Source organism: Gloeomargarita sp. SRBZ-1_bins_9, assembly GCA_039794565.1.
GTDB lineage: Bacteria > Cyanobacteriota > Cyanobacteriia > Gloeomargaritales > Gloeomargaritaceae > Gloeomargarita.
This window is the reverse complement of the sequence record JAUQVX010000007.1, coordinates 82,467-102,733: the sequence shown is the minus strand read 5'-3', so window position 1 is coordinate 102,733 and position 20,267 is coordinate 82,467. Positions and strand designations below refer to the sequence as shown.

Sequence of the window (20,267 nt, the reverse complement as noted above, 5' to 3'; positions counted from 1 at the left end):
CGGGGACAAAACCGTTAACATTTTGCCACAGATCCAGGGATACCGCCGCAGCGACCCAAACGGTCATCTCTGCTGGCATACACAGCCACATCGGCCCTGCCCTCATACAGAATCCTTTAACAATTGCCCCCAGGGGATATGGGCGGCCACGGTTTCGGTCAGAGTGTGCAGCAGCTGAGCGCGCTGGTGGGCAAAGTCCGGGACGGCAGTGGGCAAGGGCGCTAACCCCCGCTGTTGTCGCAATTGGTTCAGCCAGGTGCGCCGCCAGGCCCCGTTGTCCAAAACCCCATGCAGATAAGTACCCCACACCCGGCCCGTTGCATCCACGTAGCCCAGGTCAGGGTCGCTCAACAGGGGCTGCACCTCCCCCTGCACCTGCGTAACCCCCTGATGGATCTCATAGCCCCGCACCGGGAGACCGGCCACCGGATATTGCGCTTGGACCTGGCGTTGGCGGGTGATTTTGTGGGGGGTCATCACCGTGACGATAGGAAGCAAGTTCAACCCTAGACAAACAGAAGCCGGCCCTTCTAACCCCAGGGGGTCCTCCACCCTTTGCCCCAGCATTTGCATCCCGCCACAGATGCCCAATATCCAGCCCCCTTGCCGGTGATAGTCCTTGAGTTGCTCGGCCAGGCCCGTTTGGTGTAACCACTGCCCATCGGCAAGGGTGGTTTTGCTCCCCGGCAAGATGACAGCATCCAACCCGGCTAGCTCCTGGGGCTTATGGATGTACTTCACCTGCACCGTTGGCTCCAGTAGTAGCGGGTCAAAGTCGGTGAAATTGCTCAGGCGGGGCAACCGAATGATGCCAATGGTCAATTCCGCCTGGGGTTGGCAGGGGGCAAAAAGGCTCAGGGAATCCTCCGCCGGCAACAGAGTATCCAACCAGGGCAGCACCCCCAGCACCGGAATCCCCGTCGTTTGCTCTAGCCAGGCCAGCCCCGGCTCCAGCAGCGATAACTCCCCCCGGAACTTGTTAATCACCAGGCCCTTGATGAGCGCCCGTTCCTGGGGTGCCAGCAGCGCCAGGGTGCCAACTAAGTGGGCAAACACACCACCCAGGTGAATATCCCCCACCAGGATGGTTTTCGCTTGGAGATACTGGGCCACCCGCATATTGGTCAAATCGCGGTGCTTCAGGTTGATTTCCGCCGGCGACCCCGCCCCCTCACAGACGATGTAGTCGTACTGGGCCTGCAGCTGCGCCAACGCCTCCGTAATGGCCTGCCATCCCCGGTGGAAGTAATCCCGGTAGTAATCCTGCGCCCGTGTCACACCGGCCACCTGTCCCCGGATAATCACCTGGGAGGTCATCCCCCCCTGGGGCTTCAGCAGGATGGGGTTCATGGCGGTGGTGGGTTCAATGCCGGCGGCCCAGGCCTGCACCGCTTGGGCGTAGCCGATTTCTCCCCCATCGGCCGTGACGTAGGCGTTGAGAGCCATGTTCTGTCCCTTGAAGGGAGCCACCCGATAACCCTGTTGAGCCAACCATCCGCACAAGGCCGTTACCAGCAGGGATTTGCCGGCGTTGGAGGTGCAACCGACCACCATCAGGGCAGGCATAATAGGGAAGAATTTCTACCGGTGACCTTTAACCATCATGCTGACCAAGTCCCGCTACATCAAGGGTTTGCAGTGCCCCAAATGTCTCTGGTTGGATGTTCATGCCCCCGAAAAGGCTGCCATTTCCGATAGCCAAAAACTGCAATGGCAACAGGGAACCGATGTGGGTGCCATGGCCCGTCAGTATTTCCCTGGGGGTGTGTTAGTCACGGGTTTTGGCAACACCCAATGCCAGCAAAAAACCCAGCACTTGCTCGCCCAAAGGGTGACCTGTCTGTTTGAAGCGACCTTCGCCTGGGAGAACATCGTCGTCAAATGCGATGTGCTGCAACAAACCGCTCTGGGGGGTTGGGAAATAATCGAGGTCAAATCCAGCACCAAAGTCAAAAATGAGCATGTGGAGGACCTGGCCATCCAGTGGTATGTAGTCCAGCAAAATGGCCTTCCCCTACAGCGAGTATATGTGATGCACCTCAACAGTCAGGACTGTTTTTATCCCGACTTGAGCAATTTATTTGTCCAGGTTGATGTCACAGCCGAGGTGCAGGCTCTTGTGCAACAAATTCCTGAACGGCTGGCCCAGTTCCAGGCCCTTGTGCAGCAAGAGAATGAACCCGACCACCCGATTGGCGACCACTGCGACCAGCCCTACACCTGCAGTTTCAAAACCTATTGCTGGCGCGATGTGCCCAAAGTGTCCATTTTTGATATCCCCCGCCTGGATAGACAAAAACGCCTAGACCTAATTAGCAAAGGCATTTTTCAGATTGAACAATTGCCGGAGGAGATTCTGAGTACCCTTTCTGAGTCTCAGCAGGCTTTTGTGCAGCAGTATTTGCGGGGACAACCTAGGATTAACCACGACGGCATTCGGGAGTTATTAAACCAATTACGTTATCCCCTGTGCTTTTTTGACTTTGAGGCCACCAATCCAGCCATTCCCCGTTACCCCCGCACCCGGCCCTACCAGCGCGTGCCCTTTCAATTCAGTTGCCACATTTTGACAGCCGAGGGCGTCCTGACCCACTGCGACTATTTGCACACCGACCGCGATGACCCCCGCCCCGCTCTAGCTCGCGCCCTGGTGCAGGCCATTGGCGATACCGGCTCCATCATTGTTTACAACCAGGGTTACGAAAAATCCGTGCTCCAGGAATTGGCCGAACTGCTGCCGGAGTTGGCTCCCCAACTCACCAGCATGGTGGCCCGCCTGTGGGACCAGATGGTGATTTTTCGGGACCACTACCATCACCCGGCCTTTGGCGGCTCTACTTCCCTGAAAAAAATCCTACCTGTGCTGGTGCCGGAACTGAGTTACCAGGACTTGGCTATCCAACAGGGGGACATCGCCAAGTATCGTTGGGAGGCGGCCATTCTCAGCGACGACCCTGTCCTGCAAGCCCAAACCTGGCAAGAGCTACGGGACTACTGCCGACATGATACGTTGGCGATGGTGGCCCTGCACCGGCATCTGGTGGACCTGGTGGCTACACCGACCAAGGCTGTTGGTGTGGCTCTCTCTGATACTGGCTAAACAGCAGCTCCAGAGCCGCAATGTAAGAGAGTGGCTGCTGGCGCGGCATGGATACCCCCACCGAGTCCCGGAATCAATTGCAGAAGGCTGTTTCCAGTGTGCTCCTGCTTTGGTCGCCAAACTGCCCACTAGCCCCGCTCCATGGGCAACCCAAACGTCGCTACCGGCTTGGCACGATTAGGCATCCGACAACGGCAAAGGGTTTGCCTCTACTGTTGCTGCACTACTGGCTGCCGCCCGGACAATGCTATGGGACTGGCTTTTTTCAGCTCCAGGTCTACCTGCTGGCCTGCCGCCAATGCCCGTTGACATCCCCGGGGCACCACCTGCATGGTGAGTTCCACCAGCTCCCGCGAGGCAACACCATCCCTTCGTCCAGTCCTTCGCGCCTAGCCCGCACCCGGACAGGTTAACCGCCTGGGGCAGCAGCTCCTGTAGCCCGAAAACCCTGGTCCGCCCGTGGTAATCACCACGATCACCCGAATGTGCTCCCGCGCCAGTAGGGCCGCCAACTGCTCCTCAGGCGGTTCGACACGGCGACTGTCTTCGGTGGTGCACACCCAAGCGCAGTGTGTCCCCTGGGGTCCCAGCGCTGCCGTCGCTCTCGGATCAAGCCTTGCAACTGCTAGAGCGTCTGCTGGTAGTCAGCCATTTCCAAGCCGCGCAGATCGCAATGGACAGGGGAATATCAGGCTTGTTGATTTCGCGGGTGTGCCGGGTCACCAGTCATCCCTGGCTGGTCTTTGCCAAATTCCCCTGAAAAGTGGCGTTGATCAGGGTGCGACCCGCCATCAGAATATGCAGCAGGTATCCCCGTTCCCGAAAAGCTTCCTACAACGCGGTCTGCACCATTTGGCCGAGTTGCTCTTCCACCATGGTCATTTCTGCCAACCCACCTCCACTTCATGCAGCGCCCTGAATGAAAACCTGACAGCCCTAGCCCCTCACTCCCGTCCCACCGGCAGGAACGGGTTTGTAACAATCTTTGTCACCCATCACCCCCGAAAAAGACCCCTCTCCACAGGGGAAAGGGGCCAGGTACTGGGCACCTATGCCAGGTGCTACACCGTGACCAGCTTGCGGGTGGCGGCCTTCAACTCACCCTTGGCGTACTTGGCGGCGTATTCCTCGCAGGACATTTGCTTGATCTTGCTGGCGTTACCCGCCGTCCAGAACTGTTGATAGCGCTCGGCGCACACCCGCTTCATGTAGGCAATCGAGGGCTTCAGGAAGTGGCGCGGGTCGAACTCTTTGGGGGCCTTGGCCAAGGCTTCCCGCACCGCCGCCGTAATCGCCAAGCGGTTATCGGTATCAATGTTGACTTTGCGTACCCCGTTTTTGATGCCCCGCTGGATTTCTTCCACCGGCACGCCGTAGGTTTCCGGGATGGCCCCACCGTAGGCATTGATCAGGTCAATCAGGTCCTTGGGCACCGAGGAGGACCCGTGCATCACCAGGTGAGTGTTGGGCAAACGCCGGTGCAACTCTTCGATCCGGTCCATGCGCAGGATTTCCCCTTCCGGCTTGCGGCTAAATTTGTAGGCCCCGTGACTGGTGCCAATGGCCACCGCCAGCGCATCCACGTCGGTCTTTTCCACAAAATCCACCGCCTGGTCCGGGTCGGTGAGCAGTTGGTCGTGGGAGAGCACCCCTTCGGCCCCGTGGCCATCCTCCTTGTCCCCCATGCCGGTCTCCAGGGAACCTAGGCACCCCAGCTCCCCTTCCACGCTCACGCCGACCGCATGGGCTACCTTCACCACTTCCGCCGTCACCGCCACGTTGTATTCATAGCTGGCCGGGGTCTTGGCATCCTCCAGTAGCGAGCCGTCCATCATCACGCTGGTAAAGCCCAGGCGAATCGCCGAATAACAGGTTGCTGGGCTGTTGCCATGGTCCTGATGCATGGCCACCGGAATGTGGGGATAGGTTTCCACCGCCGCCAGGACCAGGTGCCGCAGGAAATTTTCCCCGGCGTACTTGCGCGCCCCCCGCGAAGCCTGCAAGATCACTGGGCTGTCGGTTTCGTGGGCCGCCTGCATAATGGCCTGAATCTGCTCCATGTTGTTGACGTTAAATGCCGGAATTCCGTAATCGTGCTCCGCAGCGTGGTCGAGCAACAAACGCATGGGAACCAGTGCCATAGTCTCCTCCTAAACTGGCCAATTACGCCAAAAGTCTTCACATTATTTTTAACATCTCCCGGCGTCGGCTGGGAAAGTTTTTAGTTGCCGGTCTCGGGATGTTGTAAACGCGCGAGGTCCTGCAAGACCTGCTGGGCGTGGGTTTCCGGTTTTACCTGCCGGTAGATGTGGGCAATTTGCCCCTGGGGATCAATGAGAAAGGTATGCCGCAGCACACCCTCGTAGGTCCGGCCCATGAATTTTTTGGAACCGTAACTGCCATAGGCGCGCGCGACTTGCCCATCCGGGTCAGAAAGCAATAAAAACGGTAGGTTGTATTTCCGACTGAATTTGGCGTGGCTTTCCGGTGGGTCGGTGCTGATGCCGATGACCACTGCTTGGGCCTGCTGCAGGGCCGGATACCGGTCCCGAAACCCACAGGCTTCTTTGGTGCAACCGGGGGTGTGGTCGCGCGGGTAAAAGTACAGCACCACCCACTGGCCGCGAAATTGCGCCAGCGTCACTGTCTGACCGTCGCCGCTGACTAGGCAAAAATCAGGAGCTGGCTGACCGACGGTTAAAGCACTCATGGCTGTTCAGAAATCCGGATCCAAGGGGTGGGTCGTCCCAACGGCGGCAAGGGTTGGCTGAGGGCGCTGGCCGGTTGCCCCAACTGTACCCGCGCCCCGTACAACAGTAAATTCGTCAGGCTTTTCAACCGCGCCCGCCAGGTTTGGATTTGCCAGGGTTGCACCCCCCGCCAGTGATCGAAATCCCGGTCCAAGGCCTGAAGGGCTGCCTGGGCGACCTGCCAGTGGGATGCCGTCGGCTGCTGGGCCAATTGGGTTAGGGCCGTGGCCACCTCCTGCAAAACCCGCCAGTCGGGAATTTGCAGTTGCCCCTGCTGCACCAGAAATAACCACTCTTCCCGTTGGGCCTGATAGCGCTGGAGCAGGGTTTGGAAGGGTTGGCGGTGGGGCACCGGGACCATGGGCTGCTGGATTAGGGGTTGCAGCGACTCGCGGAAATGGGACATGGCAAACAGGGCATAACCGGGTCCCAAACCGCTGTGCCGGGCCGTTTGCACCTGGTCGAGTACAGCCGTCGGGGTCGTCCGCATCAGGGAAATTCCTGGCAAGAACAGCACAGGTGCTGTAAGGGGCCGGGCCGGTTTAAGCAGGTCTTGTAACCCCCGGCTATCTTCGGCGTAGGACATCAACACCACCATGTCCACCGCCCCGGTCACGGCCCAGGTCTCCCAGTCCTGCTGCAAGCGGTACAACCGGGAGGGCCGGCTATAGGCAAACACTGCCGCCGACAGCAACAAATCCGGACGCTTTTGCTTCAGCCGTTGATTTAAGGTGGTGACCAAGTCCGTGACCTGCTGGGTGCGCCAATTCGTCCAGTCCTGCCACTGGGGATGGCCGGGCGATAGGGTCACGGGGTCTATGCCGGTACGCTCCTGGTAAGCTCGCTGCGAGGCCAGACCGTAGCCGTAATGCACCCCGCCACTTTGAAGCGGATAGCGGATGTAGTCCAGGTGCAACCCGTCCACGTCATAACGGGTGACGATTTCCTCGAACAGCCGGAACAGGTACTCCCGCGCCTGGGGATGGGCCGGGTCGAGAAATGGTTTGTCCTGCCGGGGGGGAATGGGTTGGCCCCGGTTGTCCAAATTCGCCCACTCGGGATAAACACTCAGCACCGGCCCCAAGTAGTTCCAGGGTTGACCCACCAGCTGGTTGTGGCGTTGATTGCCCACGGCCAACACCCAGACCCAGGCGTGCAACTCCATCTGCCGCTCTTTGGCCAGGCTCACGGCTGCCGCCAGCGGGTCCCACCCCCGGGTCAAGGGATTTTGCTGGGGGGCCACCCGACTGGGATAAATGGGATACCCAGCGTTCACCGTTTCCAAAAACACCAAATTAACCCCGGCGGCCCGCATCCGGTCAAACAGCCGCGCCAGGCCCGCTGCCGACCCTGCTTGCACGATCGCTCCCCGGTCCAGCCACATGGCCCGCACCTCCGGTTTAGCCGGGGACACCAACGCCGGATAGTTCTGCCAGAGCAGGTCCTGGGCCTGGAGCCACTGCTGGCGAGCTAGTTCCGTATTACCTTGGGCCATCCATCCCTCTAATTGACCCAGCACCGCTTCGGCAAACTGTAGGGCTTGGATAGCCCCCGCTACCTGGGTTTTCTGATTGTGCATCTGGGCGGTGATGACCAAAGCGCGTACCCGCTCCACCAGTTCCCCCAATTGCCCCTTCATGGTGCGCAGTTGAAACGGGCTAAGATGGCGGGGGAGCGGCCGCGCCGGCAGGACAAAGTTGCTAGGGTCGTGGGTGTCCAGGGGTAATCCCCCCTCCTGGGCACGGACAGGGGAGGTTACCAGCAGCATTGCCGTCCAGGCGATGATGGTAAGGAGCGATTTCATGGCGTTTTTGGGGACAGACGCCTTGATTGTAAAAGCAAACCCTGTCCCGGCCAACCCCTTGACATCCCCTGTTAGACTGGGGGCAAGACGCAGGCGTGAGGGGGCTAAATCAATGGATGACCTGTTTATCCTCGTCTTAAACGCCGGTTCCAGCAGTCAAAAAAGTTGCCTATATCAACTGCCGCTATCAACCTTACCCGAACAGCCTCCCGCGCCCCGCTGGCAAGCCCATGTGGATTGGCATAAAATCCCCGGTCAAGCCGCCATTAAAATTAAGTTGCCAAATCGGGTTCTAACCCAAGAAATTCCCCTGACCTCCCGCCTAGAGGTGATGCACAAAGTACTGCATACCCTGGTGTCTGCCCCCGGGCAAATTTTAGAAAATTTTCAACAAGTCACTCTGGCGGGGCACCGGATTGTGCATGGGGGGTCCAAGTACGCCGTGCCGACCCTGATTACCCCGACGGTCAAGCAGGATATTCAGGATTTGATTCCCCTGGCGCCCGGTCACCATCCCGCCCACCTAGAGGGGATTGAGGTGTTAGCAACCCTGTTGCCCCACGCTCCGCAGATTGCCGTTTTCGACACGGCGTTTCACCAGAGCTTGCCCCTGGCGGCCCAGGTGTATCCCATTCCCTACGCCTGGTACGAAAAGGGCATCCGGCGCTACGGGTTTCATGGGATTAATCACCAGTACTGCGCCCAGCGGGCTGCTCAGTTGCTGCACCGGCCCCTGGCTGAACTCCGGCTGATTTGTTGTCACCTGGGGAATGGGGCCTCCTTGTGTGCGATTCGCGGCGGTCAAAGTGTGGATACGACGATGGGATTTACGCCCCTGGAGGGTCTGATGATGGGGACGCGCTCCGGCTCGATTGACCCGGGGATTCTGTTGCACTGGTTACGCCGGGAGGGGCTGACCGCTGACCAAATCGATCACCTGCTCCATCAAGAATCCGGGTTGAAGGGGGTTTCCCAACTGGCGGGGGATATGCGGCAGATTTTGGCGGCCCGGGCGCAGGGCCATCCGGGAGCGACCCTGGCGTTTGAGGTGTACCTGCACCGGCTGGCTCAGGCGGTAGGGGCGATGTGGGCGAATTTGGAGGGGTGCGACGCCCTAATTTTTACCGGTGGAGTGGGGGAAAATGCGGCGCCGGTGCGGGCGGAACTCTGTCAAAAACTGGCCCACTGGGGGGTGTACTGCGACCCGGAAAAAAATCAACTTTCGGAGGGCGACCGGGATATTGCCACCCCTGATTCACCGGTGCGGATTTTGGTAATTGCAGCGGAGGAAGATTGGGCCATTGCCCAGGCCTGTTGGCACTGGTGGCACCGGCAAAGGGGGAGCTAGAATGGGGGTCTATAGGAGAAATTGCTGCGCTACCGCCACTCCAGCCAGGCCATCCTGGACGCCGATGATGTCTCAGTGGTGGAAATTGCCGCCGGCGGTGGAGCTATTGACCCCGCACGGTAACGAAACAAGCATAGGCCCCAAGGGGGTACGAGAATACCTAGTTGACGGACGCCGGATCGCCGTTTCAGGCCGCATAGCTAGAGCACTTGGAAAGCGACGTTTTCCCGGGGCTGTGGCCGGCGGTTGCAGTGGGTTTTAAGGGGAGACGCATCGGCATGGCCTGTCCCGCCGGCCTCGAGATGGCATACAATAAACAGCAATAGATGGATGTATCCTGCTTTCACGCGGTGGTTGGACCACGAATTTTGGTCATTGACAACTACGACAGTTTTACCTACAACCTGGTGCAGTACCTGGCGGAACTGGGGGCGGAGGTGCAAGTGTTCCGCAATGACCAAATTACGCTGGAGCAGGTTGACCAACTGCGCCCCCAGGGGGTGGTGATTTCACCGGGTCCGGGGCGTCCGGAAGAGGCGGGGATTTCCATGGCCTTGATCCGGGAATTGGCCCCTACTTTGCCCATCCTGGGGGTGTGTCTGGGGCACCAGAGCATTGGGCAGGTGTTTGGGGGGCGGATTGTGGGGGCGCCAACCCTCATGCATGGCAAAACTTCGGAGATCTATCACCAAGGGGTGGGGGTTTTCCAGGGATTGCCCCAGCCCTTTACCGCCACCCGCTACCACAGCCTGGTGATTGAGCGGGAGTCCTGCCCGGAGGTGTTGGAAATTACCGCCTGGACGGATGATGGCACCATTATGGGGGTGCGCCACCGGGCCTATCCCACCTTGCAGGGGGTACAGTTTCACCCGGAAAGTATCCTGACGACGGCGGGCCATGCGCTGCTGGCGAACTTTTTGCGGGACGTGGCCTAGGGGTAAAATGGGGGTAGGCGCGAGGGAGGACCGGTCGATGGTGATTTGGGTGAATGAGCAAGTGGACCCGGGCGGTTTGATCCATGCCTGTTTGGCCACCTGTGATGAGACGGTCGCCTGGCAGTGCCATGTCAATTTCCAGCAAAATCTGACGCCGGACCAACGAGCGAAGGGGTGGCAAGCGCGGTTGCGAGCGGTGCACTCCTGGGAAGAGGTGCCGGTAACCGCTCTCAAACTCTGCTAGGACGCTGGTTCGATGACCACCGCTCCCCTGACCCCTAGTCAGCAACGCATCCTGGCCCTGTTGCAAACGGAAGGGCAAGCCCTATCGGCCCAGGGGATTTATCTCCGACTCAAACAACTGCGCCAGGGGGTGGGGTTGGCCACGGTTTATCGGGCGTTGGAGGTGCTCAAAAAAAGGGGGGCGGTGCAGATGCGGTTGCTCCCCAATGGCGAAGCCGTCTATAGCGCCCGGCTCCACGACCGCCATCACCTAACCTGTCTGCACTGTCACAGTTCCATCGCCCTAGGGGACTGCCCCCTGGAGGACCTGGAAGCGTTTTTGCAAAAGACCTACCATTTCCAGGTCTATTACCACACCTTGGAATTTTTTGGCGTTTGCCCCCGCTGCCAGACCCAAACCTTGGCCTCCTAAGCCCCCAGGGCCTCCTTGGCTGCGTACAGGACTTCCAGGGTAATCGTGCTGATCCCCTGTTCCCGGGCGAATTTCTCGGTGTTGCGTTTGACCCGCCCCCGCACAAAACCCGGTACTTTTTGCAGTTCCTTTTGGGCGGCTTCGCTCCAGTGCAAATCCGTGGGGGCCGATAGGGTTTTGGTGATGACTTCCTTGGTATCGTGGCCGCCGAAAATTTCCAGCAGATGGTCCTCCATGCCCAATGTGAAAGAGTGATAGACCAAATCGGCAATTTGATTGGTTCCCTCATAGCCCAAAAAGGGGCGGTAGCCCAAGGGGAAGTTTTGGATATGCACTGGCGCAGAAATCACCCCACAGGGAATGTTCAAGCGTTTGCCGATATGGCGTTCCATCTGGGTGCCAAAAATGGCCGCCGGTTCCGCCTGGGCAATGGCATCCGCCACCTGGGTATGGTCTTCGGTGACCAACACCCCATCGCAACAACCGGTGACTTGTTCCCGAAACCAATCCGCGTCATCGGTGCAGTAGGTTCCGGCCCAGACGACGTGAATTCCCATTTCTTTGGCCAGGATGCGGGTCATGGCCGCCGCGTGGGTATTATCGCCAAAAACCACCGCTTTTTTGCCCGTTAAATTCTGGCAATCAATGGAACGGGCAAACCAGGCCGCCTGGGATTGCCAACGGGTTTGCTCGTCTATAAAAGCTTCGTAATCAGCGGGGTATCCTTGGGCATTCAAGACCCGTTGCATATCGCGGATACATTGGGCCGTTCCTAGCACCCCCATCGGTGTCGTCGTGACCATGGGCAGGCCGAATTGCTCCTGTAGGTACTGGGCCGTGCGTAAACCCACTTCCCGATAGGGCACTAGGTTGAACCAGGCCTGGGGCAGTCGCGCTATATCGTGAACCGTAGCTCCCAACGGCAGGATCAGATTGACCTGGATGCCCAAATCCTGCAACAGTTTCATCAGTTCGCGCCGGTCGTGCTGGTGATGGAACCCCAAGGTCGTTAAACCAATGATATTGACCGATGGATGAGGGGTTTTTTCCGTTGGTAAACAGCCCTGTCGCCTGGCTTTTTCGATATAAAAACGCACCACCTGAGCCAGGGTGATGTCCGCCGCCTGCAATTCATTGACCCGGTAGTGGTTGACATCGGCCAGCAGGACGTCACAGTGGGTTTGTTCCCTGGCCCGCTCCACAAAGTTCTGCAAATCTTCCTGCAAAATGCTGGAGGTGCACGTGGGGGTAAGGATGATTAAATCGGGATGGTCTTGGCTATCTTTGCGAAGGATATTTTCCACCACTTTTTCCTGGGATCCCTGGGCTAAAACATGGCGGTCCACAATACTGGCCGTCACGGGCGTAAAGTGGCGTTCGCGCTCGAGCATGGAACGCATGACATTGAAATAGTCATCCCCCAAGGGCGCATGCATAACGGCATGGACCCGCTGAAAGGAGCTGGCAATCCGCAAGGTGCCGATATGGGCCGGTCCGGCATACATCCAATAGGCTAATTTCATGCCCTGTTCTCCCACCGCACACGCCGATAGGCTTCAGCTTAGAGCGCCCGGGCAACTGGCCAACTATTTCGTTAGAAAATGTAGGTGTTTTTAACTTTTGTTATGGGTTAGGCAAAGATTTGCAGCATGGCCGGGTTAGGGGTTGCTCCAGTCAACTTGGCTGTTGCCGCCCTGGTCGATCCCCAAAAAGGGAGCCAAGCGCGAGTGGCGAATGACGGGTTCCAGGGCTTGTAGGATGTGGGCGCCGTAGCTGCGATGGCACACGCGACTGTCCAGCAGGGCCACCCGTCCCCCCCGCACTGGGGCCACCGCCCGTTGGAGACGATCCAGCGTCTGGGGCAGCAAATATTCCCGAAACCAATCCCGTCCTTGGCGCCGCAGGGCCTCTAACCGAGCTGCCACCAGGGGTTGCTCCCGCGAGGGAATGGGCAGTAAGGGAATAACCAGCAGGCTGGGGGTGGGCAGGCGCTCCTGGTGGGTTTGCCAAAACTGCCAGCCGCTGATAAGAAGGCCGTTTTCCTCCAAGGCCGTGCGTTCCCGTTGCACCCGGGAGCCAAATTCGGCCGCCAGGGTCACAGCCAGTTGGGTTTGCAGGGGTTGCTCGTCCACGACAATCACCACCAGACCGCTGACATGGGGCAGGAGACGATACAACTCTTGCCGCAGGGCGCTGTAGAACTGGGGATGGTTGGGGGGCGGCAAGTGTCCTGGCGCGTACAGGTGTAGGACTTCATCCCGGGGATGGGGCGCAAACCGGCAGCGGGTCACCGGGGGTAGGGTGATGCTGCTCAAGGCCATTCCCAAACCCACCCACGGTCGGCGGGGCCAGTAGGGCAACAACTCCCGCAGCGGCCACAGGGGTGAACAGTGGCAGGTGAACCGCTCCAAGGACCGCTCCAGGGTCACCCAACGCACCCAGTCCCAGTGGTTACAGGGCCAGACCGCCTCTAGCCAGCCGCGTTCGGTCTCGTTGAGTAACCACTGCTCGTAGGGGTTGGGGGGATGGCTCAGCAGGGATTGGGTCAGGGCCAGTTGGGTTTCCCGGATGGCTTCCGCCTGGTGGGGTTGCGCCCACACCAACGCATCCCAGCCGTCAGGGGGCAAATGATGGGTGAACACCGCCTCCGCCCAGCTTTCGAGATCGTCTAAGCCGTCCACAATCGTCGGCCAGTCCGGCCAGGGGGAACTTTGGGCCAGCAATAACTTTAACCAGTGATCCGGCGTGACCAACACCAGGGCACCGTCTATTGCCTCTGGCACTTCCGGGTAACGATACAGGGGTTTATCCGTCCCTAACCAGGTGCGCAACCGGGGTAAGTCCACCTGTAAACAACGCTGTTGGATAGGGGAAGGGGCCACCACCACCACCGTCCCCGGCCACAACAAAGCTGCAGCCAGATAGCCCAGGCGATAGTAACCCTGCACCCCGGCCAATCCTCCTACCTCCAGCACTGTACTGGGACCCAGGCGTAAGGCACGGGTGACCAACCGGGCCAGGGTCAAATGGTGGGGCCAGGCAGGGAGCGATTGGGTCTGCAACAGGGAACGCAACCGTCGGTGGACTTCGACTTCCAACATTGGGCTAGAGTGATTTATGTTCATCCTACTGCGACCAAGGCATGCGCATCGGCATTGTCGGGTTGGGTCTCATCGGTGGGTCCTTGGCCTTGGACTGGCGACGGGCCGGCCATCAGGTGATCGGGGTCAGCCGACAGGACGAAACGGTGGCCCTGGCCTTGGAGCGGGGGGCGATTGACCAAGGAGCTACGGATTTATCCCTGGTGCGGGGATGTCAGGTAGTAGTGCTGTGCGTGCCCCTGTCCCAGATGCTGCCGGTAACCCAAGCCCTACGGTCCTACCTGCACCCTGAAACCATTTTGACCGATGTGGGGTCAGTCAAAGCGCCCCTGGTGCAAGCCCTGACATCCCTATGGCCAGGATTCATCGGTGGGCATCCCATGGCCGGAACCGCCGATCAGGGCATGGCAGCGGCCCAGGTGGGTTTGTTTCGCCAGCGCCCCTATGTGCTTACGCCCACGCCCCGGACCGACGCCCACCAGTTGCAACAGTTGCAGGACCTCGTTAGGGAATTGGGTGCCCAGGTCCTGGTCTGCGACCCGACCCTGCATGACCGGGCGGTGGCCTGGATTTCCCATCTGCCCCTCTGGGTAAGTGCAGCGCTGCTGGCGGCCTATGCCCAGGAAACGGACCCCCAGGTGGCCCATCTGGCGCAACGGTTGGCCAGTTCCGGTTGGCGGGATACCACGCGGGTCGGGGGAGGCAATCCGGAGCTGGGAGCCTGCCTGGCCCAATTCAACCGGGAAGCCCTGCTCCAAGGTCTCCGGCAGTACCAGGCCCAGTTGCAAGCGGTGATTCACCTGGTGGAAAGTCAAGACGTGCCGGCGCTGACTGCCTACCTTCAGCAGACGCGGTGGGTACGTCAACAGATGACCACACCCCCCTAGAATAGAAGCAGCAGCTCAGGAGGTGGCTATGGAGGCATTGACCTACACCGTGTTGCTGGTGGGTGCCCTGGGGGTGATCTTTTTTGCCATCTTTTTCCGGGAACCCCCCCGCATTGACCCCAGCGTGCGCCGGGAAAACAAATAGGTCTTACAGGTAGGCGCTGTAGCCCTGGGCCTGCAGATGGGTCAGCAGTTTTTTGATCTCTTGGGTGCGGTCGGCGGCCACCACCAGGGTGACGGAGCCGTGGCGTACGATCACCACGTCCTGGAGGCCCAAGGTGGCAACCAGTTCCTGGGGGTCGGTGCTGTAGACCTGGACGCCTTGGCTCTGCCAATCCACGTGTTGCACCGGTAGGGGACGCTGGGGTAATCGTTCCAAACTGCGCCAATCCCCCAGGTCATCCCAGGCAAAGGTCACTGGCACCACGACGGCCCTTTGGGTGTGCTCCATGACGGCGTAGTCAATGCTGATTTTGGGCAAGGTGGGGTAGGCGGCTAGGCCCTGGTCCTGTAAGGGTACGGCAATTTGGGGCGTGTGCTGCTCCAGCTCCTGCCACATCACCCCCGCCGGAAAAATAAACATGCCCCCGTTCCAGTGGTATTCGCCGGTGGCCAGAAACTGCACAGCCTGGGCTACATCCGGTTTTTCCGTAAAGCGCACCACTCGGTAAGCTCCTTCGGCCACGGGTTCCCCTCGCTGGATATAGCCATAGCCGGTGGCCGGATGGGTGGGAGTGATCCCCAAGGTCACGATGCTCTGGGTTTGGGTAGCCACAGCAATCGCCTGGGCCAAGGTGTGCTGAAACGCCTGGGTGTCGGGAATCCAGTGGTCCGCCGGGAAAATGCCCACCACGGTTTCCGGGCCATAGCGCCGCTGCAATTCCCATGTGACCCAGGCCACCGCCGGCGCTGTATCTCGGGGTTCTGGCTCCCCTAAAATTCGGTCGCGGGGTAGCTCGGGGAGTTGTTCGTGCACTAGGGGAACCAAGTCGGCGCGGGTCACCACCCAGACCTCCCCGGCGGGCAAGCGGGCCACGGTGTTTTGGAGCAGGGTGCGGCCACTGCCATCTAAGGAAAGAAACTGTTTGGGTCGGTTGAAGCGACTCAGGGGCCAGAACCGTTCCCCTTTACCCCCCGCCAGCACCACCGGCACAAAGCGCACAGTCATTCCCATCCCTCCTCACAGCAGGCGAAAGCGTTTGCACACCTCGGTCAATGCCTGTTCCAGTTGCCGGGCCAATTCCGCGGCGTTGCGGGGCAGTAGGCGGAGTTCATCGCTGATGCTAAAGGGAAAGCGGACCGGTTCCGGGGACGGCCATTGCACCAGCTTGATTTGGTAAGGCTTTTTGGTCATCAGGGCATAGCCTACCCCCAGGCACACCTCGGGACTGGGAAACCCCTTGCCGTTGACGGTGATAATCGGGGTTGTATCAGCAATCACCACCAGGGACTGGCGAATCAACCGCCGCACATCCGTATCCAGACGCACGGTGCCATCGGGTAGGCGGGCCGGGCGTTCAAGGCGGATTTTTCCCCGTAGGATGTGCTGGGTTTGCAACTTGTGGATGGTCTGGTGTAGGGCGTGGCCAATTTGGGCGCTGCTATCGGGTAGGTCCGTTTGGTCGCAAAAGAAAATTAGGGGGGGAAAGGCCGGCGGCAGCTCGGAACGCTCTAGGTATACCTCGCGGCTGACCAGGTCCATATTCGCCAGGGTGTAGGTGCCGCTGCCCTCCAGGTAAAACTCCACCTTTTCCCCGGCCAGGAAACTGCGAAACCACGCTGCCTGTTGCACTTCCTGGGCATCATCCACAAAAAAACCCCGAAAGGCCCGTTTCAGTAAACTTTTTTTGCTCAACCGCAACGTTGGGGGGCGCTGTTCCACATCCTCCGGCAGTAGGGGGTAGTCCAAATACCAGGCTTTGACGATTAACATGGGCGGGGGTAGCGGCGCCGTGCTTCATAGATAGCAGGAACGACCCCTGGCGTCAACTCCCCTGCCGGTGGCACTGCAGCGCCAATTGGTACAAGGTCCGGCGGGGCCAACCGGTCTGGGCGGCCAACTGCTGGGCAATTTCCCGACAACCTAACCCCTGGGCCACCAACCGCTCCACCTCCGACTGCACCTGGGCCAGGGGAATGTCCGGGTTTGGTTCGGCGCCCGCTACCACCAGGGTGATTTCCCCCTTGGGGGGATGTTCGACATAGTGCCGCGCCGCTGCCGACAAGGTTCCTCGCCAAAATTCTTCGTGGACTTTGGTCAACTCCCGGGCCACCACACACCGCCGGTCCCCCAGCACCTCCGTCATGGTAGTTAGACTGGCGACCAGCCGATGGGGTGCCTCATAGCAAATGAGCGTGGCTGCCACCACCTTGACCCGCTGGAGCACCTGGCGCCGCGCCGTCTCCCTAGGGGGCAAAAACCCCAGAAACAGAAAGGGAGTGGTGGGCAAGCCACTGGCCACCAGGGCGGTGATGGCGGCATTACACCCGGGAACGGGCGTTACGGGAATCCCTTGGGCAAGGCAGGCTTGGACCAGTTCTTGGCCCGGGTCACTGATGCCCGGCGTCCCCGCATCACTCACCAGGGCAATCTGTTCCCCGGCCTGCAACCGCTGGAGCAGTTCCCCCAGACGCTGGCGCCAATTGTGCTGGTGATAGCTCACCTGGGGCGTCGTGATGCCATAGTGATGGAGCAATTTCCCTGTGTGGCGGGTGTCCTCGGCGGCGATCAGGTGCACTTCTTTCAGCACCCGCAGCGCCCGTAGGGTGATGTCCTCCAAATGGCCGATGGGGGTAGCCACCAGATACAGCCGTCCCTCAGGAAGTGGCGTCATGGTTGCGCAGGTAGGGGGGTCGCCAACCGGGTTTGACCACCTGGCGCGCCCGGGCAATGACCAAGGCATCGGGGGGTACATCCTCCGTCACCACCGACCCTGCCGCCACCGTTACTCCTTCACCCAACGTCACCGGCGCCACCAGCACACAGTTGGCCCCCAGCTTGCAGTTGTCCTGGATCACCGTGGGGTGCTTGTCCCGCCCATCGAAATTGGCAGTGATGGCGCCGGCCCCCACATTCACCCGGGCACCGATTTGGGCATCCCCCAAATAACTCAGGTGAGCCGCCCGACTACCCGGCCCCATCTGGGTTTTTTTCATCTCCACAAAATTGCCCACCCGGCAGTTTTCCGCCACCTGGGTCTGGTCGCGCACATGGGCAAAGGGTCCCACCTGGCACCCCGCGCCAATAACGCTATTGGCCACCACCGAGTAGAGAATGCGCACGTTTTCCCCGATGGTGCTGTTTTCCAGCCAGCAGCCGGGGCCGATGTGACTGCCCGTACCGATGACCGTACGCCCCCGCAGATGGGTTTGGGGTTCGATCACCACATCCGGCGCCAGTTCCACCTCATCCTCAATCGTGACGCTATCCGGGTCAATCATGGTCACCCCCCGGTGCAGCCAAGACTCCCGCAGGCGGGCGTAGAACAGTTGGGTGGCCGTCGCCAGTTGCTGCCGGTCGTTGATGCCCAGGATTTCCGTGCTGTCAGGAATGTCCACCGCCCGCGCCGGTTTGAGCCACTGAATGGTGTCGGTCAGGTAGTACTCCTGCTGTTGATTGTTGGGGGTCAAACGGGGCAGGACTTCCCGCAACTGGGGCCAGCGGAAACAGTAAATGCCCGCATTGACGCGCTGGTTTTGCCGTTGCGCCGGTGTACAATCCCGGTCCTCAATGATAGCGCTCACGTGCATCTGCCCATCGCAAATCACCCGCCCGTAGCCCGTGGGGTCCATCAACAGGGCCGTCAGCAACGTCACCGCGTACTGTCCCTGGCGATGGGTTTCCCACAACTGCAGGAGCGTTTCCGGGCGAATCAGGGGCACATCGCCGTTGAGCACCAACAAATCACCGGTGTAGTTCTCCAGGTAAGGCACCAACTGCTGCACCGCATGCCCCGTTCCCAGCAGCGGCGATTGCTCCACGAATTCCACCCGGGGCCAATGGGCCAAGACCTGACGCACCCGGTCCGCGCCATGGCCCACCACCACCAGTAACCGCTCCACCGGCAGCGCCTGGGTGCTCTGGAGTACCCGCTCCACCATCGGTTTCCCCGCCAGCGGGTGCAGCACCTTGGGAATGCTCGACTTCATCCGCGTCCCTTTGCCCGCCGCCAATACTGCCACTGCCACCATCGCTGCTGCTCCTTGCGTCCTACGTCACCCCCCCCCCTGATGACTCTAGCGACCCGGTGGCCCCCCTGGCAAGCCTCAGCCCCGCCCTACCGTCGCAAAAATAGCCTGGAGAATGGCCTCCGCCCCCTGTTGTCGCAGGGATTGGGCCAGGGCCTCCCCTAGGACTGCTGCCTCCGTTTCGTTGGTCACCCGCGCCGTTTGCGTACCCGCCACCCGCTGTTGCCCGTCCAAACTGAGCACCACACCGCTCAGGGTCAACATCTCCCCCTCGAGTTGTGAATGCACCCCAATCGGCACCTGGCAACCTCCCTCCAACTGGCGCAAAAAGGCCCGTTCCGCCCAACAGCGCAGCGCCGTCTCCTGGTGATGCACCACCTGCAAAAGCTCCCGCACCGATTCATCTGCCGCCCGGCATTGCACCCCCAACGCCCCCTGCCCGACGGCATACAGGGAAATCTCCGGCTCCAACACCTCGCTAATCCGGTCGGCCCACCCCAGCCGCCGCAAACCCGCCACCGCCAGAATCAGCCCATCGTAGTCCCCCCGGTCCAGCTTTTGCAGGCGCGTATTCAAATTGCCGCGAATGTCCCGGAAGGTAAGATGGGGAAACCGGTGGCGCAACTGGGCCAACCGCCGCAGGGACGACGTGCCGATAACCGTACCCGCCGGTAAGTCCGCCAGCCGTGCCCTCTGCCAGCGGGGATGGAGCACCAGGGCATCCCGGGGTTCTTCCCGTTGGGTAATAGCCCCCAACACCAGACCCTCCGGCATACGCGTCGGCAAATCCTTCAGCGAATGCACCGCCAAATCCACTTCCTGTCGCAGCAGCGCCTGCTCCAGCTCTTTGGTGAACAGTCCCTTGTCCCCAATCTTGGCCAGGGCCACATCCAAAATTTTGTCCCCCTGGGTGGTCATGGTGATGATGGGAAACTCCCGGTCCGGGTAATGCTTTTGCAATTCGTCGCGCACCCAGTGGGTCTGAATCAGGGCCAGTTGACTCTGGCGGGAACCGATGCGGGTGACAAGAGCCATGGGGAGTTAAAAAAAGCCAGTAATTCTCTAGGATAGGTCCAAAGGGGCTACAGCAGGAATGCCCCACAGGGGATAGCCGCACCGAAAAACGGCACCGTCTGGTCACGGGTGTAAACCGTCTGCTTCTGATAACCCCCTGTTTTCGGCTCGCTGTCAACCTTAGTTGTCCAGTAAGTTCACCAGCCAACGGGTGGGAATCCCCGCCTGGGCATACATTTGATCACCAGGAGAATCGCCGGCGGGCTGGGGTGGCACTCCAGATCAACCCCGTCTTCGACAATGACCATGTCCTACTCCGGCTCACTGTGTAATCCAGTCCTGGCATTGGAGTCAAGGACGGCAAAAGCTGCAATAGGGCGCCTTTAGGGAACATCGGGTGTAATAGGCCGGCAATCAACTCTATGCGTTCCTGGGGTGCCAACTGCCCCTGCCGAATCAGCGCATGGTACTACCCGGAGGTCAGT

The 20,267-nt window shown here is 60.1% G+C and carries 20 protein-coding genes; 7 read left to right on the top strand and 13 right to left on the bottom strand.

The window, feature by feature from the left end; genetic code table 11:
• Positions 1-102 precede the first annotated feature (102 nt).
• Entirely contained in the window at positions 103-1,566 is a 1,464-nt protein-coding gene (locus Q6L55_07870) for a cobyric acid synthase (GenBank protein MEN9258627.1), read from the bottom strand.
• 37 nt (positions 1,567-1,603) lie between these two features.
• Between Q6L55_07870 and Q6L55_07865 the strand changes: the two genes are divergently transcribed.
• Positions 1,604-3,100, top strand: coding sequence for a DUF2779 domain-containing protein (locus Q6L55_07865; GenBank protein MEN9258626.1), 1,497 nt, complete (start codon positions 1,604-1,606; stop codon positions 3,098-3,100).
• Between the two features lie 209 nt (positions 3,101-3,309).
• Here the strand turns inward: Q6L55_07865 and Q6L55_07860 are convergent, their stop codons facing one another.
• From Q6L55_07860 to Q6L55_07840, 5 genes are all read right to left on the bottom strand, one after another.
• On the bottom strand, positions 3,310-3,444 hold the full coding sequence (locus tag Q6L55_07860; protein MEN9258625.1) for a hypothetical protein: 135 nt from the start codon (positions 3,442-3,444) through the stop codon (positions 3,310-3,312).
• 45 nt (positions 3,445-3,489) lie between these two features.
• Positions 3,490-3,660 (bottom strand): hypothetical protein, encoded by a 171-nt coding sequence (locus Q6L55_07855; GenBank protein MEN9258624.1) that lies wholly within the window; start codon positions 3,658-3,660, stop codon positions 3,490-3,492.
• Between the two features lie 501 nt (positions 3,661-4,161).
• The gene (gene fba / locus Q6L55_07850) at positions 4,162-5,241 is read right to left on the bottom strand and encodes a fructose-bisphosphate aldolase class II (protein MEN9258623.1); all 1,080 of its coding nucleotides are present in this window, start codon (positions 5,239-5,241) and stop codon (positions 4,162-4,164) included.
• 80 nt (positions 5,242-5,321) lie between these two features.
• Complete coding sequence (gene bcp / locus Q6L55_07845) at positions 5,322-5,810, bottom strand: thioredoxin-dependent thiol peroxidase (GenBank protein MEN9258622.1); 489 nt, start codon at positions 5,808-5,810, stop codon at positions 5,322-5,324.
• On the bottom strand, positions 5,807-7,654 hold the full coding sequence (locus Q6L55_07840) for a family 10 glycosylhydrolase (protein ID MEN9258621.1): 1,848 nt from the start codon (positions 7,652-7,654) through the stop codon (positions 5,807-5,809). Before Q6L55_07840 ends, bcp begins: the two co-directional genes overlap by 4 nt.
• A 112-nt stretch (positions 7,655-7,766) precedes the next feature.
• On the opposite strand from Q6L55_07840, the gene Q6L55_07835 reads away from it, so the two are divergent.
• From Q6L55_07835 to Q6L55_07820, 4 genes are all read left to right on the top strand, one after another.
• Entirely contained in the window at positions 7,767-9,002 is a 1,236-nt protein-coding gene (locus Q6L55_07835; GenBank protein ID MEN9258620.1) for an acetate kinase, read from the top strand.
• A gap of 326 nt (positions 9,003-9,328) precedes the next feature.
• Complete coding sequence (locus Q6L55_07830) at positions 9,329-9,937, top strand: aminodeoxychorismate/anthranilate synthase component II (GenBank protein MEN9258619.1); 609 nt, start codon at positions 9,329-9,331, stop codon at positions 9,935-9,937.
• A gap of 37 nt (positions 9,938-9,974) precedes the next feature.
• Complete coding sequence (locus Q6L55_07825; protein MEN9258618.1) at positions 9,975-10,181, top strand: glycogen debranching protein; 207 nt, start codon at positions 9,975-9,977, stop codon at positions 10,179-10,181.
• 12 nt (positions 10,182-10,193) lie between these two features.
• Positions 10,194-10,592 carry a Fur family transcriptional regulator gene (locus Q6L55_07820; protein MEN9258617.1) on the top strand — a complete coding sequence of 133 codons (399 nt, stop codon included), beginning with the start codon at positions 10,194-10,196 and terminating at the stop codon, positions 10,590-10,592.
• Here the strand turns inward: Q6L55_07820 and bchB are convergent.
• The gene (gene bchB / locus Q6L55_07815; protein ID MEN9258616.1) at positions 10,589-12,115 is read right to left on the bottom strand and encodes a ferredoxin:protochlorophyllide reductase (ATP-dependent) subunit B; all 1,527 of its coding nucleotides are present in this window, start codon (positions 12,113-12,115) and stop codon (positions 10,589-10,591) included. The genes Q6L55_07820 and bchB overlap by 4 nt on opposite strands.
• A gap of 135 nt (positions 12,116-12,250) precedes the next feature.
• The gene (locus Q6L55_07810; GenBank protein ID MEN9258615.1) at positions 12,251-13,693 is read right to left on the bottom strand and encodes a hypothetical protein; all 1,443 of its coding nucleotides are present in this window, start codon (positions 13,691-13,693) and stop codon (positions 12,251-12,253) included.
• Between the two features lie 41 nt (positions 13,694-13,734).
• Between Q6L55_07810 and Q6L55_07805 the strand changes: the two genes are divergently transcribed.
• Both Q6L55_07805 and Q6L55_07800 read left to right on the top strand, forming a co-directional pair.
• The gene (locus Q6L55_07805) at positions 13,735-14,580 is read left to right on the top strand and encodes a prephenate/arogenate dehydrogenase (protein MEN9258614.1); all 846 of its coding nucleotides are present in this window, start codon (positions 13,735-13,737) and stop codon (positions 14,578-14,580) included.
• 28 nt (positions 14,581-14,608) lie between these two features.
• Positions 14,609-14,725, top strand: a complete 117-nt coding sequence (locus Q6L55_07800; protein ID MEN9258613.1) for a photosystem II protein T — start codon at positions 14,609-14,611, stop codon at positions 14,723-14,725.
• Positions 14,726-14,728: 3 nt separating this feature from the next.
• Here Q6L55_07800 and Q6L55_07795 read toward each other — a convergent pair whose 3' ends face one another.
• The 5 genes from Q6L55_07795 to hemC form a co-directional block, all read right to left on the bottom strand.
• Positions 14,729-15,748, bottom strand: coding sequence for a sugar phosphate nucleotidyltransferase (locus tag Q6L55_07795; GenBank protein MEN9258612.1), 1,020 nt, complete (start codon positions 15,746-15,748; stop codon positions 14,729-14,731).
• Between the two features lie 12 nt (positions 15,749-15,760).
• A complete protein-coding gene (locus tag Q6L55_07790; GenBank protein MEN9258611.1) occupies positions 15,761-16,513 on the bottom strand; it encodes a hypothetical protein in 753 nt (250 codons plus the stop codon).
• 52 nt (positions 16,514-16,565) lie between these two features.
• A complete protein-coding gene (gene rsmI / locus Q6L55_07785; GenBank protein ID MEN9258610.1) occupies positions 16,566-17,414 on the bottom strand; it encodes a 16S rRNA (cytidine(1402)-2'-O)-methyltransferase in 849 nt (282 codons plus the stop codon).
• Positions 17,398-18,771 carry a bifunctional UDP-N-acetylglucosamine diphosphorylase/glucosamine-1-phosphate N-acetyltransferase GlmU gene (gene glmU / locus Q6L55_07780; GenBank protein MEN9258609.1) on the bottom strand — a complete coding sequence of 458 codons (1,374 nt, stop codon included), beginning with the start codon at positions 18,769-18,771 and terminating at the stop codon, positions 17,398-17,400. The genes rsmI and glmU overlap by 17 nt, the downstream gene beginning before the upstream one ends.
• 75 nt (positions 18,772-18,846) lie before the next feature.
• Entirely contained in the window at positions 18,847-19,803 is a 957-nt protein-coding gene (gene hemC / locus Q6L55_07775) for a hydroxymethylbilane synthase (GenBank protein ID MEN9258608.1), read from the bottom strand.
• Positions 19,804-20,267: the final 464 nt, after the last annotated feature.